This window comes from Kangiella sp., from assembly GCF_014762745.1.
In the GTDB taxonomy this organism is placed as follows: domain Bacteria; phylum Pseudomonadota; class Gammaproteobacteria; order Enterobacterales; family Kangiellaceae; genus Kangiella.
On the sequence record NZ_JABURJ010000015.1, the window covers coordinates 1 to 12,957 of the forward strand.

Below are 12,957 nucleotides of genomic sequence, written 5' to 3' on the forward strand. Positions count from 1 at the left end.
ACTCCGTCGCGAAAATTGCGCAAAAACAAGGTGTTATCAGCTGATGGGCGAGTATCTGCTACTCTTTATCGGTACCGTTTTGGTCAATAATTTTGTTCTGGTGAAGTTCCTCGGGCTTTGTCCGTTCATGGGTGTCTCCGGAAAACTGGAAACAGCCATTGGTATGTCGGTGGCGACCACCTTTGTTTTAACGCTGGCTTCAGCGCTGAGCTATATCGTTAATACCTTTATCCTTGCCCCTCTTGGCATGGAGTACTTGCAAACACTTTCCTTTATTTTGGTCATTGCTGTAATGGTGCAATTGACGGAAATGATTATTCATAAGACCAGTCCTATTCTGTATCGACTGTTGGGTATTTTCCTGCCTTTAATCACCACTAACTGCGCGGTACTCGGTGTCGCACTACTCAACGTTAACGAAGCCCATAACTTTGTACAGTCGGTAATTTATGGTTTCGGTGCTGCGGTGGGCTTTTCACTAGTTCTAATCTTATTTGCCGCTATGCGTGAACGTTTAGCAGCAGCGGATGTGCCACTCCCCTTCAAGGGCGCGTCCATTGCAATGATCACTGCGGGATTGATGTCACTCGCCTTTATGGGCTTTTCTGGCCTCGTTAAGCTGTAAGGTAGCGCATGGATTTATTGGTAGCAGTTATTATTCTTGCTGTGCTTGGTCTGATTTTCGGCGCTATTCTTGGCTTCGCCTCGGTGAAATTCAAAGTTGAAGGCGATCCGATTGTTGATCAGATCAATGACATATTGCCACAGACTCAATGTGGCCAATGCGGCTATCCGGGCTGTAAGCCTTATGCAGAAGCCATTGCCAATGGCGATGCTATTAATAAGTGCCCTCCAGGTGGCGAAGCGGGTGTAAAAGCTCTCGCAGACCTTCTGGGTCGAGAAGTGATTCCACTCGATGAAGAACGCGGTGAAGAAAAACCTCCACGCGTTGCCTACATTCGCGAAGACGAGTGTATTGGCTGCACCAAATGTATTCAGGCCTGCCCTGTCGATGCCATTCTGGGCGCTCCGAAATTAATGCATACCGTTATTATCGACGAATGCACCGGCTGTGATTTATGCGTTGAACCCTGCCCTGTGGATTGCATTGATATGATCGAAATCCCGCAGACAGTTGCCACCTGGAAATGGCAACAGCCTGAACAGATGGAGTTAAACCAGATTCCAATCAAGCAGATTTTTAGTAAGGAGAGCTCATAATGGAACGCTCCAACTACAAATCTGAAATTCCAATTTTTGAGTTCCACGGCGGCATTCACCCGAAAGAACACAAACTTGAATCGAATCAGACCCCGATTCAAAATATTCCACTACCAAAACAGCTGATCATTAATCTCAAAGGTCAGGCTGGCAACCGATCACTGCCAGTTGTGAACGTTGGTGATAAGGTCTTAAAAGGCCAGGTCATCGCCGAAAGCGATGGTATTTTCAGCACATTCCAGCATGCTCCGAGTTCAGGTACTGTGGTTGCCATTGAAAAACGGCCCATTGCCCATCCATCGGGCCTTGATGATTTATGCGTGGTGATTGAAACCGACGGCAAAGATCAGTGGTGCGACTTAAAACCAAAATCTAATGTTATAGATTTAGAGCGCAACGAAATTCTCGCACATATTTGTGAAAGTGGCATCGTAGGGCTTGGCGGCGCTTCCTTCCCGACACATATCAAACTGAAAAAAGAATCAGGCATTCACACCCTTATCATTAATGCAGCTGAGTGCGAACCCTATATCACCTGTGACGATCGCCTGCTGCAGGAACATGCAGTCGAAGTTCTAAAAGGCGCGGACATTATTAGTCAGCTCTATGATGACCTTAATATCATTATTGGTATTGAAGACAACAAACCTAATGCCATTGATGCCTTAGTCGCTGCGCGCAAAGAGCTGGGAATGGATGCGGTTAAAATTGCAGTGGTACCAACCAAGTACCCTAGCGGCGGTGAAAAGCAACTCATTCAACTCTTAACCGGCAAGGAAGTTCCACATGGTGGCTTACCCGCTGATTTAGGTTTGGTCATGCACAATGTCGGCACCTGTTTCGCTATTTACGAAGCCTTCGAGTTTGGTATGCCATTGATATCTCGCGTTGTCACCCTGACCGGTGAAGCATGCCAGAAGCCCGGCAATTACAAAGTTCCTTTTGGAGCTCCTGTTGAGCACCTGATGACTTTCTGCGATGCCCAAAACCCAGGTGTTCTGGTGATGGGCGGCCCCATGATGGGTTTTGAATTGCCGAATCCCAGCGTTGGTATTGTCAAAGCCACCAACTGCATCATCATGGCTGCGCCTAAAGAATTAAAGCATGATCATCTGGCTCTGCCCTGCATACGATGTGGTGCCTGTATGGATGCCTGCCCTGCCTCATTACTGCCGCAGCAACTTTATTGGCACGCCAAGGCTGATGAGTTTGAAAAAGCGGAAGAGTACGACTTATTTGATTGCATCGAGTGTGGCGCCTGTGCTTATGTTTGCCCTAGCGATATCCCATTGGTGCAATATTATCGCTACGCCAAATCGACCATTCGCAACCAGAAAGTCGAAAAGACCAAAGCAGACAAGGCTCGCTTACGCCATGAAGCACGACAGGAACGACTGGAGCGTGTGAAGCGTGAGAAAGCTGAGAAACACCGCAAAGCGGCAGAAGCCAGACGCAAAGCAGCCGAAGCGGCTGGCGAAGATGATGCCAAGAAAGCAGCAGTTGCCGCAGCGCTGGCACGAGTCAAAGCGAAAAAAGCGCAGCAGGACGACGAGCCAGCAAGTGCCGACAACAAAGCTGACAACAGCACCACCGACAATAAGGACTCTGACGCATGAGCCTGATTTCCTCGCCATTTGCTAAGAAGCCAACTTCTGTCACGGAGATGATGTTATGGGTGATTGGCGCAACCTTGCCGGGCCTGTTCGCGCTGGTCTATTTCTTTGGTATGGGCGTTATCGTCAATCTCATTATTGCCAGCATCACGGCATTAGTGACCGAAGCACTTATCTTAAAAGTTCGTCAGCGCCCCATTCTGCCCATACTCTTTGATGGTAGCGCTCTAGTGACCGCCTGGCTATTGGCTCTTGCGCTACCACCGCTTCTGCCCTGGTGGATGACAGTTGTGGGCGTATCATTTGCCATCGTTTTTGCCAAACATGTTTATGGGGGCCTGGGTAATAATCTGTTTAACCCGGCAATGGTGGGTTATGTTCTATTGCTGATTTCCTTCCCATTAGAAATGACCTCATGGCTGCCGCCTGCAGAACTGGCGCAGAACCCGGTCAGCTTAATGGATGCGATATCCTACATTTTCACTGGCACCAGCATGAGTGGCGAACCAATCACTGCCGCACGCATGGGAGTTGATGGATTTACCATGGCTACTCCTCTCGATCACGTAAAAACCGAGTTGGCTCAAGGCTATCGTCTGGCGGAGATTGAGTCGCATGCGGTCATTAACGGTTTGTCTGGCTCTGGCTGGCAGTGGGTTAACATTGGCTTCCTAGCCGGTGGGTTATTTTTGATGTTCCGTAAAGTTATCGGCTGGCAACTTCCAGCTGGTGTACTTCTAGGCATGATGCTGATGTCATTCATCATGTTTGCCATGGATTCCGATCATTACCTGTCACCCAGCTTTCATCTGTTTGCGGGTGCAACAATGTTAGGAGCCTTCTTTATTGCCACTGACCCGGTAACCGCCTCTACTACTCCAAAAGGTCGCTGGATATTTGGGCTGGGCATTGGTGTGATAACTGTCATCATCCGAACCTTTGGTGGCTACCCCGATGCAATTGCTTTCGCTGTCTTGCTTATGAACATGACAGTGCCGATGCTCGACTACTACACCAAGCCCAAAGTCTATGGGCACAAGGCAAAACGCTCGCAAGGAGACTCTGATGCTCACTAAAATGATCAGTAGGAACGGATTGATTCTGGCGATTTTTGCTGCAGTGTGCGTAGGCCTTATTGCCGTAACTTACTACATTACACGCGATACCATAGCTGGCGAGATGGAAGCTGCTCTGGCACGCACCTTGAACCAGCTGGTGGCACAAGAGGAATACAACAATGACGTTTATCATGACTGTACTCTGATAGCCGATGCCAGCGAACTTGGTTCGGATAGACCTTTGAAGGCTTATCGTATGCGTCAGGATGGAGAGCCAGTTGCAGTGGTCATGGAATCAGTGGCACCCAATGGCTACAGTGGCAAAATCGCCATGGTAGTCGGCATTTATGAGGATGGAACAATCGCTGGAGTCCGCGTGACCGATCACAAAGAAACACCAGGACTCGGCGATAAAGTTGACGCCAAGAAAAGTGACTGGATATTAAACTTTGCAGGAAAGTCATTGAGCAACCCAGAGATAGAAGAATGGGCAGTTAGCAAAGACGGCGGCCAGTTTGACGCTTTTACCGGCGCAACTATTACCCCGCGAGCCGTTATCCAGCAAGTGGCAAAAACATTGGTCTTCTTCGAAAACAACAGGCAACAGCTGTTCGAAGGGCCGCAAAACTGTGGAGGAACGAATGATTAATTCCGAACACAAAACCATCATTAAAAATGGTCTTTGGGACAATAACCCAGCACTGGTTCAATTACTTGGCCTGTGCCCATTACTGGCCGTCAGCAATACCTTCATTAACGGTCTTGCGCTAGGTCTTGCCACCACCTGGGTATTGGCTGGCTCGAACGGCTCAGTGTCACTAGTTCGTAATTATATTCCCAAAGAAATTCGAATTCCGATTTTCGTGATGATGATTGCTAGCTTTGTGACCAATGTTGGGCTTATCATGAATGCCTTTACTTACGATCTGTATTTGACACTCGGCATCTTCATTCCGCTGATCGTCACCAACTGCGCCATCATTGGACGCGCTGAAGCCTTCGCATCTAAAAATAAATTTTTCCCATCACTGCTTGATGGCGTCATGCAAGGCTTAGGCTTTACTGCTGTATTGTGTACCCTGGGCGCGCTACGCGAAATGATTGGTCAGGGCACCCTCTTCTCAGGTGCCGAACAATTGTTTGGCGAATGGGCCAGTGATTTAACGATTTCGTTTTACCTGACTGACTCAACATTCTTGTTCGCCATCTTGCCGCCAGGTGCATTTGTCGGGCTCGGAATTTTAATCGCCATCAAAAACGGCATTGATAACAAACGCGCCGAACAGGCAAAAGCCAGAAAAACCTCACCCATACACAGTGGAGAAGCTTTGAGTCATGAATAAAGCAAAGCGCCAGGAAATATTCGAGCGACTGCGAGACAATAACCCCAATCCAACCACCGAACTGGAATATAACTCAACCTTTGAACTGTTAATTGCAGTAATACTCTCTGCCCAGGCAACTGATGTTGGCGTAAACAAAGCCACCCGCAAGCTGTTCCCGGTCGCCAATACCCCTGAAGCTATTTACGCACTCGGTGAAGAAGGTCTCAAGGAATACATTAAAACTATCGGCCTGTTTAATAGCAAAGCAAAAAACGTCATCTCCTGCTGCAAAGACCTCATTGAAAAACACAACTCAGTAGTACCAGACAACCGCAAAGATCTTGAAGCACTGGCAGGCGTAGGCCGCAAAACCGCCAACGTAGTGCTCAACACAGCTTTCAGACAACCCGCCATGGCCGTAGATACCCACATATTCCGAGTATCCAACCGTACCAAAATCGCCCCCGGTAAAAATGTCCGCCAGGTCGAAGAAAAGCTCCTCAAATTCGTCCCCAAGGAGTTCCTGCTCGACGCCCACCACTGGCTAATCCTACATGGACGCTATACCTGTCTCGCCAGAAACCCCCGCTGCGGTAGCTGCATCATCGAAGACTTGTGTGAGTTTAAGGATAAAACTAGTGACTAATATCTAACTAGTCATTAAGAGGAGCTTAGCGACACGGTAACCTCGTTACTTTTCCCCCCCTGTACGGACAACTCACTCAACCTCACGTACGGACAACTCATGAGTTGTCCCTACAGCCACAACCCTACAAAGCCACATGAATTTATTACAAGCACAAAAAATGCCGCATCAAGCGGCATTCTTTTGAATTTGGTAGTCGCGAGTGGACTACTCGGGCTATCCTGCCCTCGCCCTTCGGGCCAGACTGAAGTCTGTTCAAAATTGCTCCCGGCAATTTTGTCAAACCACCTTCGGTGGTTCTTGTCCAAGTCTTTCAAATACAAAAAAACCGTGACAAGCACGGTTTTTTTATATTTGGTAGTCGCGAGTGGACTCGAACCACCGACCCCCACCATGTCAAGGTGGTGCTCTAACCAACTGAGCTACGCGACTATTTTGAGAGCGGGAATTCTACCATATTCTTTTTGCGGTTCAAGCAATTATTTTAGGATATGAAGCCGTTATCTCTTAAATGCTGAAGAACCTGATGTGCAAGCTCATCAATTGAATGTTCGTCTGTCTTGAGGTGAATTTCTGGGGTTTGAGGTGCTTCGTAGGGCGAATCCAGTCCCGTAAAGTTCTTGATGTCCCCAGCTCGTGCTTTTTTATACAGCCCTTTGGGATCTCTTTTTTCACAGACTTCTAAAGGCGTATCGACAAACACCTCAATAAATTTTCCGGACTCATGTAGATCACGGACTTGTTGTCGGTCAGCGTTAAAAGGGGAAATAAAAGCGGATAATACGATTAAGCCAGAGTCAGTAAAAAGCTTGGTTACTTCACCAATGCGGCGAATATTCTCAACACGATCCTCTTCACTGAATAACAAGTCTTTATTAAGCCCATGACGAACATTATCCCCATCTAACAGGTAAGAGTGGTTACCATTTTCGAATAAAAGAGACTCAACAGCATTGGCCACTGTCGACTTACCTGAACCAGATAAACCAGTAAACCAAAGTACACAAGGTTTTTGATTTTTCTGCTTGCAGCGGTCTTCATGAGTCACATTGTGATGGTGCCAAACGATATTCGAGTTCATATAAATCTCTATCACTTATTGTTTCGAAATATCCTTAACGTTCCAATGAGGGTAAAGCTTTCTTATCATCTTGTTAAGCATCTTTTCAATACTACTTACTTTATTCTTACCTAGCCCCTCGACACTTTCAACAAGAGGTTGCTCAACCATTCCAGCACCAACAGTATTATTAGTGAGCTTATCAATAATTATAAAAGCCCCAGTTTTATCAATAAATTTGTAACTATCGTATATAACTGGTTCATTCATATATATATCAACCAGACCAATTTCATTAAGCTCCAGTTGACCAGCTGGATGCTCAACCATTGTATTCACATCTATGCGGTGATGAATCTTGTCAAACTCACCAGTGGTCAGCTTACTGTTGAACTTAATATAGTATTCTTTGTGCTCGGTTAATGGCTGCTCGTGCATCCAGACAACCTTGGCACGCATCCGAGACGACACGTGTGGTAGGTTGTCTTTCTTAACGATCATGTCACCACGGCTGATATCAATTTCATCATTCAGCGTTATAGTGACAGCCATTGGCGCAGAAGCTTCCTCAATCTCGCCTTCGAAAGTAACGATTGATTTCACCGTTGATAACTTGCCGGAAGGCAAAGCACGAATAGTGTCTCCGACTTTAATGGAGCCCGATGCAATAGTTCCCGCATAACCTCTGAAATCCAGGTTAGGTCGGTTGACGTATTGAACAGGGAAGCGGAAATCTTCGGTATTAATATCGTGAGCAATCTCGGTGATTTCAAGATAATGCATCAATGGTGAGCCGCGGAACCATTTCATGTTCTCGCTTGGATTCACCACGTTATCGCCATCCAATGCCGAAATAGGCACAAAGCGAATATCAGGAATATCCAGAGTTCCAGCTAATTTTAAATAATCGGCCTGAATGGATTTATAGACATCTTGTGAATAATCTACCAAGTCCATTTTATTCACTGCAACGATGACATGCTTGATGCCTAGCAAGGAACAGATAAAGCTGTGGCGTCGTGTTTGAGTTTGAACGCCATAACGCGCATCAATCAGAATAATGGCCAAGTCCGAAGTCGAAGCTCCGGTCGCCATGTTGCGCGTGTACTGCTCGTGTCCAGGAGTATCTGCAATAATGAACTTGCGCTTATCGGTTGAGAAATAACGATAGGCAACATCGATAGTAATGCCCTGCTCCCGCTCCGACTGCAAACCGTCAACCAATAATGCCAAGTCAACTTTATCGCCGGTGGTTCCTGACTTCTTACTATCTTCGGTAATGGCCGCTAACTGATCTTCAAAGATCATTTTGCTGTCATGCAACAAACGACCAATTAAAGTACTCTTTCCATCGTCAACGCTACCGCATGTGATAAAGCGCAGTAGCTCTTTATTTTCGTGCTGCTCAAGGTAGCTTAGGATATCTTCTTGAATCAAAGGTGATGCGTGTGACATTAGAAGTACCCCTCAATTTTTTTCTTTTCCATCGAGCCTGAGCTGTCACGATCAATAACACGCCCCTGACGCTCTGAGGTTTTAGATAGTAACATTTCCTGAATAATCGCTGGCAGAGTATCGGCTTCTGATTCAACCGCACCAGTTAATGGGTAACAGCCTAAAGTGCGGAAGCGTACTTTTTTCATTATGGGCTTTTCGCCCTCTTCCAATGGCATGCGGTCATCATCGACCATAATCAATGTACCATCACGCTCAACTACAGGGCGCTCCTTGGAGAAATATAAATCAGGAATTTGGATATTCTCCAAATAGATATATTGCCAAATATCCAGCTCTGTCCAATTAGATAAAGGGAAGACTCGAATGCTTTCGCCTTTATGCACTTTACCGTTATAGATATTCCAAAGTTCAGGTCTTTGATTTTTAGGATCCCAGCGGTGCTTTTTGTCACGGAATGAATAGACGCGCTCTTTGGCACGAGACTTCTCTTCATCACGACGTGCTCCACCAAATGCGGCATCAAACTGATAGTGGTCAAGAGCCTGCTTTAAGGCTTGGGTCTTCATGATATCCGTATGAGTCGCACTGCCATGAGTGAAAGGCCCTACGTTCATCGCCAGACCTTCTGGGTTTTGATGAACCAGCAGCTCAAAGTCATATTCCTTAGCCATGCGATCGCGAAACTCAATCATTTCACGAAATTTCCAAGTGGTATCAACATGCAATAATGGGAATGGAATTTTACCCGGCGCAAAAGCTTTACGCGCCAGATGAAGAAGAACTGATGAATCTTTACCCACAGAATAAAGCATTACCGGTTTATCAAACTCGGCAACAACTTCTCGCATAATGTGGATTGACTCATATTCGAGTTGACGGAGGTGAGATAACGAAATGGTCATAATGAATGCTTAGCCCTATCTGGAATAGATACTAAAACACCCCTATAGAGGGGTGTCAACAAACATTAAATTATAATGGAGTGGTTTGTGTCAATTAAATAACTAGAAGTGATACCTACTTAATGGCTGGATATGAAAAATCAATCTTGTATGTGTAAGACTCTAATAAAGGCATATGCTTACTGCTTTAGTTTTACAACTTTTGAATCTGCTAAAAGGGGTTCTGTTGGATTCTCCCATAAAAAATCCTCAATCTCAGAACTAGGGTTATAATCAGCTGGTGCCTCTAAAAGTATATCTCTTATTCCTTGAATATCACCTTTCATACAGCAGGTCTCAAGTTTACTGATAATAGATGACATTTCATCCCATAAGAGATACTTTTCGCTAGCTGTCATGATCCTTGGATGAACCGTACCTTGAACGTTATTACCTATTAATAACTCCTCATATAATTTTTCACCCGGTCTTAACCCTGAGTATACGATCTCAATATCACCATCAGGATTAGTTTCACTTTTGACTTCTAAACCCATTAGCAGAATTAGCTTTTTTGCCAGTTCAACAATTTTTACAGGATCACCCATATCCAATACAAAAACATCACCGCCTTTTGCCATCGCACCAGCTTGAATAACAAGTTGAGCGGCTTCGGGTATTGTCATGAAATATCGAATAATATCGGGATGAGTAACAGTAACTGGACCACCATTTTTTATCTGCTTTTTAAATGCAGGGATCACTGAACCAGAAGAGCCCAAAACATTACCAAATCTAACCATGCTAAAGCATGTCTCACAGCTTTTGGTTGCAATAGCTTGGCAAACCAACTCTGCAAAACGTTTAGTTGCCCCCATAACATTTGTTGGTCTGACTGCTTTATCGGTCGATATCAGAACAAAACTTTCAACATCAGCCTCCTCTGCCGAGCAAGCAACATTAAGAGTACCAAAAATATTATTCTTAATACCTTCAATGACATTATGCTCAACCATAGGCACGTGCTTATAGGCGGCAGCATGATAGACGGTTTGAACCCTAAAATGCCTTATAACTTTACTAACTTTATTTTTGTCTAATACAGTGCCAAGAATTGGCTTGATTACTACATTCAACTTTCCACTTACAATCGTCTCATTTAGCTCTTTATCAATTTGATAGAGTGCAAACTCTGATACATCAAATAGAATTAATGCCTTGGGTTTAAGCATTACAATTTGTCTGCATAATTCAGAACCAATAGAGCCGCCAGCACCAGTTACCAGAATGACCTTATTAGAAATATTCTTTTTAAATAGCTTTTTAACTGGAGGAACAGGATCCCTTCCTAAGAGGTCTTCAATTTCAACATCTTGAAATTCGTCAATTTTCATTTTCCCTGCAACAATATCTGCCATACCGGGAATTGTTTGAACTGCAACACCTGCTTCTTCTACTCTACCAATGATAATCTTCCGTTGAGCACGCGAAATACTAGGCAATGCTAACAAAACTTTTTCAACATCATAGTTTTGAACCAAATTATTAAGCGCATATGAGCTATAAACCTTAAGCCCTTGAATTACAACCCCATCAATAGATTTATCATCATCAACAAAAGCAACGGGATAATATTCTGTACCATTAAATAAACTAGTGGCTAACTGTCTCCCGGCTGACCCCGCTCCATATATTACGACACGTTTCTTTTGCGTATTGTACCTTGTGCTAAAATATGATCTTACTAAAAGCCTGGAAGCTCCTAGTAGAATGCATAAAACTGTACCATAAAGCACTGCCGATGAAACAACAACATAGTCAACATCTAAGAACGAGCCGAGCAGATAATAACTCCCACCGGATAAACTTGATGCAAGAGATACTGCAATTAAAATCTTCAAACTAATATATCGATTTACAGCCCTATAAAACCCTAATGTAGCCAAGAATGTAATCGATATAAAAATCGTAATTGTTGAGTGAATGTAAAAATTGTTATCTATAGTGCTAATATTAAAGCTTCTGAATGTCAAATACAGTGCTAAAAAATAGGAAAAAATGTGGATGCCAAAATCAACCACATAAGTAATTATTCTCTTTACTGGCCTTGGTGCTGAGAGTAATTTTTCTAATATACCTTCCATTTTCTATCTCCTATTGTAGTCAGAATATCACCAATAAAAAGACCATCGGAATAACGATAAAATATCCTATACTTTTATTTAACTCTATCACCAGAGCCTTTGCCCACTACAGTCATAAAAATAAACTTAAAATAATTAGCCAAAGTTAGATTTTGTATCATTTCTGCATCTGTTTTGGCCAGTAATTCGGGGGTAGACATATCGATCTCTTTCACCTGTGCTAAGCCGGTAATGCCTGGTCGAGCTTTATAAACATTATACCTGTCTCTGGCCTCCGTCAATTCCTGCTGATTAAACAACCCAGGTCTTGGCCCAACAAGACTCATTTCCCCTTTTAATACATTCCAAAGCTGAGGTAACTCATCCAATTTTGTGCTACGCAAAAAACGACCAAATGGAGTGATCGAGCTAGCACTTGCTAAATGGCTGGCTACGCTTATTGTATCGACTTTCATAGTTCTAAACTTAACAAGTGTAAATAGCTTTTTATTATACCCCACCCGTACCTGTCGAAAAATTGGTGAACCAGTATCAAAAAAACCAATAACAGTAATAATAATCAACACTGGCAATCCGAGTACTAAACCGCACAAGGCAAAAATAACATCTATAAAACGAATCAACATAATTCCTCTTCAATAAAGCAGCGCTTAATTCCCTCATCAAGGCTTATAGGAGGCCTCCAGTTAAGCGTTTCTTTGGTATGCGTTATGTCTACCTCTAAGTTTCCACACAACCTATCTATGACTGCTTGTTTCCCAATTAGCTTTGCAGCAAACCTCAACCAGCTTACTGACACCGGCAACAGTCTGGGCTTATGTCCTGCTGCACGTGTTAACATTTTAAGTAAGTCGGTAGTCGAAACATCATGACCGTCGCTGACTAAAAAAGTTTGGTTTGCTGCATTGGGGTGCTCAATGCAGGTAACTATTAAGTCAATTAAATTATCAATCGCAACTAGACTGCGTTTATTATCAATTGCACCAAATGGTAACGGTAGATTTTTCTTAGCAAGCTTTATCAGCTTTCCAAAGTTTCCAGGAGCATTTGGCCCATAAACAAGCGGAGGTCGGATAATAACTACTTCCATACCAGTTTCTTTTGCAATTGCCTTTAACCTTCTTTCAGCTTCAAACTTTGAAAAAGCATAAGGCTCCACAGGAGAGGGCTTATCTAGATATGTGAACGGAGATTTATTACAGACACCATTAACCCCAACCGTACTCAAAAAAATAAATCTTCTTGCTCCTGCAGCTGCAGCTTCATATGCAACTGAAACAGTAAAATCAGAGTTTGCTTTTATTAAATCTGACAAAGGTTCATGTTTCCCACCATTTAACACATGGGCCCTAGCTGCAAGATGCACTACAACATCAATGTTATTATCTTTTATCTCATTAATATAAATTGAATTTTCAACAGAAGCCGCTTTATCTCTTGTTAATCGAATACAAGAAGAACCATGATTGACTAAAGATCTCACAAGATGTCGGCCTATAAAACCACTTGCACCTGATATTAATAAATTTTCTGAAGACCTATTTGACATTC

The 12,957-nt window shown here is 43.9% G+C and carries 13 protein-coding genes and 1 tRNA gene; 7 read left to right on the plus strand and 7 right to left on the minus strand.

Translation table 11 applies throughout. The features are described from left to right. Positions 1–43: 43 nt before the first annotated feature. From rsxA to nth, 7 genes are read left to right on the plus strand one after another with little or no spacing between them, the layout of a single operon-like run. Positions 44–625 carry an electron transport complex subunit RsxA gene (gene rsxA, locus HUJ19_RS00265; protein ID WP_018625604.1) on the plus strand — a complete coding sequence of 194 codons (582 nt, stop codon included), beginning with the start codon at positions 44–46 and terminating at the stop codon, positions 623–625. Positions 626–633: 8 nt separating this feature from the next. Further along, the gene (rsxB, locus tag HUJ19_RS00270) at positions 634–1,221 is read left to right on the plus strand and encodes an electron transport complex subunit RsxB (protein WP_290621572.1); all 588 of its coding nucleotides are present in this window, start codon (positions 634–636) and stop codon (positions 1,219–1,221) included. Then, a complete protein-coding gene (gene rsxC / locus HUJ19_RS00275) occupies positions 1,221–2,837 on the plus strand; it encodes an electron transport complex subunit RsxC (RefSeq protein ID WP_290621573.1) in 1,617 nt (538 codons plus the stop codon). The genes rsxB and rsxC overlap by 1 nt, the downstream gene beginning before the upstream one ends. Continuing rightward, positions 2,834–3,910 carry an electron transport complex subunit RsxD gene (gene rsxD / locus HUJ19_RS00280; protein WP_290621574.1) on the plus strand — a complete coding sequence of 359 codons (1,077 nt, stop codon included), beginning with the start codon at positions 2,834–2,836 and terminating at the stop codon, positions 3,908–3,910. The genes rsxC and rsxD overlap by 4 nt, the downstream gene beginning before the upstream one ends. After that, entirely contained in the window at positions 3,900–4,541 is a 642-nt protein-coding gene (rsxG, locus tag HUJ19_RS00285) for an electron transport complex subunit RsxG (RefSeq protein WP_290621575.1), read from the plus strand. Before rsxD ends, rsxG begins: the two co-directional genes overlap by 11 nt. Beyond that, positions 4,534–5,235: an electron transport complex subunit E gene (locus HUJ19_RS00290; protein WP_290621576.1), complete on the plus strand. Its 702-nt coding sequence runs from the start codon at positions 4,534–4,536 to the stop codon at positions 5,233–5,235. The genes rsxG and HUJ19_RS00290 overlap by 8 nt, the downstream gene beginning before the upstream one ends. Beyond that, on the plus strand, positions 5,228–5,863 hold the full coding sequence (gene nth / locus HUJ19_RS00295; protein ID WP_290621577.1) for an endonuclease III: 636 nt from the start codon (positions 5,228–5,230) through the stop codon (positions 5,861–5,863). Before HUJ19_RS00290 ends, nth begins: the two co-directional genes overlap by 8 nt. Before the next feature lie 355 nt (positions 5,864–6,218). Here the strand turns inward: nth and HUJ19_RS00300 are convergent. The 7 genes from HUJ19_RS00300 to HUJ19_RS00330 all read right to left on the minus strand — a co-directional run bounded on the left by HUJ19_RS00300 (position 6,219) and on the right by HUJ19_RS00330 (position 12,955). Then, positions 6,219–6,295: transfer RNA gene (locus HUJ19_RS00300), tRNA-Val, on the minus strand. Positions 6,296–6,347: 52 nt separating this feature from the next. After that, a complete protein-coding gene (gene cysC / locus HUJ19_RS00305; protein ID WP_290621578.1) occupies positions 6,348–6,944 on the minus strand; it encodes an adenylyl-sulfate kinase in 597 nt (198 codons plus the stop codon). A gap of 15 nt (positions 6,945–6,959) precedes the next feature. Continuing rightward, positions 6,960–8,378 carry a sulfate adenylyltransferase subunit CysN gene (cysN, locus tag HUJ19_RS00310; protein ID WP_290621579.1) on the minus strand — a complete coding sequence of 473 codons (1,419 nt, stop codon included), beginning with the start codon at positions 8,376–8,378 and terminating at the stop codon, positions 6,960–6,962. Continuing rightward, complete coding sequence (gene cysD / locus HUJ19_RS00315; RefSeq protein ID WP_290621580.1) at positions 8,378–9,283, minus strand: sulfate adenylyltransferase subunit CysD; 906 nt, start codon at positions 9,281–9,283, stop codon at positions 8,378–8,380. The genes cysN and cysD overlap by 1 nt, the downstream gene beginning before the upstream one ends. 179 nt (positions 9,284–9,462) lie before the next feature. Next, positions 9,463–11,406 carry a nucleoside-diphosphate sugar epimerase/dehydratase gene (locus tag HUJ19_RS00320; protein WP_290621581.1) on the minus strand — a complete coding sequence of 648 codons (1,944 nt, stop codon included), beginning with the start codon at positions 11,404–11,406 and terminating at the stop codon, positions 9,463–9,465. 74 nt (positions 11,407–11,480) lie between these two features. Then, complete coding sequence (locus HUJ19_RS00325; RefSeq protein ID WP_290621582.1) at positions 11,481–12,032, minus strand: sugar transferase; 552 nt, start codon at positions 12,030–12,032, stop codon at positions 11,481–11,483. Continuing rightward, the gene (locus HUJ19_RS00330; RefSeq protein ID WP_290621583.1) at positions 12,026–12,955 is read right to left on the minus strand and encodes an NAD-dependent epimerase/dehydratase family protein; all 930 of its coding nucleotides are present in this window, start codon (positions 12,953–12,955) and stop codon (positions 12,026–12,028) included. The genes HUJ19_RS00325 and HUJ19_RS00330 overlap by 7 nt, the downstream gene beginning before the upstream one ends. Positions 12,956–12,957 lie beyond the last annotated feature (2 nt).

Bases quoted from the DNA above. Each gene is read 5' to 3' on its own strand.
- nth (WP_290621577.1), top strand. From the start codon at position 5,228: ATGAATAAAGCAAAGCGCCAGGAAATATTCGAGCGACTGCGAGACAAT.
- HUJ19_RS00325 (WP_290621582.1), bottom strand. From the start codon at position 12,032: ATGTTGATTCGTTTTATAGATGTTATTTTTGCCTTGTGCGGTTTAGTA.
- HUJ19_RS00290 (WP_290621576.1), top strand. From the start codon at position 4,534: ATGATTAATTCCGAACACAAAACCATCATTAAAAATGGTCTTTGGGAC.
- cysD (WP_290621580.1), bottom strand. From the start codon at position 9,283: ATGACCATTTCGTTATCTCACCTCCGTCAACTCGAATATGAGTCAATC.
- rsxA (WP_018625604.1), top strand. From the start codon at position 44: ATGGGCGAGTATCTGCTACTCTTTATCGGTACCGTTTTGGTCAATAAT.
- HUJ19_RS00330 (WP_290621583.1), bottom strand. From the start codon at position 12,955: ATGTCAAATAGGTCTTCAGAAAATTTATTAATATCAGGTGCAAGTGGT.
- HUJ19_RS00320 (WP_290621581.1), bottom strand. From the start codon at position 11,406: ATGGAAGGTATATTAGAAAAATTACTCTCAGCACCAAGGCCAGTAAAG.
- rsxC (WP_290621573.1), top strand. From the start codon at position 1,221: ATGGAACGCTCCAACTACAAATCTGAAATTCCAATTTTTGAGTTCCAC.
- rsxB (WP_290621572.1), top strand. From the start codon at position 634: ATGGATTTATTGGTAGCAGTTATTATTCTTGCTGTGCTTGGTCTGATT.
- cysC (WP_290621578.1), bottom strand. From the start codon at position 6,944: ATGAACTCGAATATCGTTTGGCACCATCACAATGTGACTCATGAAGAC.
- cysN (WP_290621579.1), bottom strand. From the start codon at position 8,378: ATGTCACACGCATCACCTTTGATTCAAGAAGATATCCTAAGCTACCTT.
- rsxG (WP_290621575.1), top strand. From the start codon at position 3,900: ATGCTCACTAAAATGATCAGTAGGAACGGATTGATTCTGGCGATTTTT.
- rsxD (WP_290621574.1), top strand. From the start codon at position 2,834: ATGAGCCTGATTTCCTCGCCATTTGCTAAGAAGCCAACTTCTGTCACG.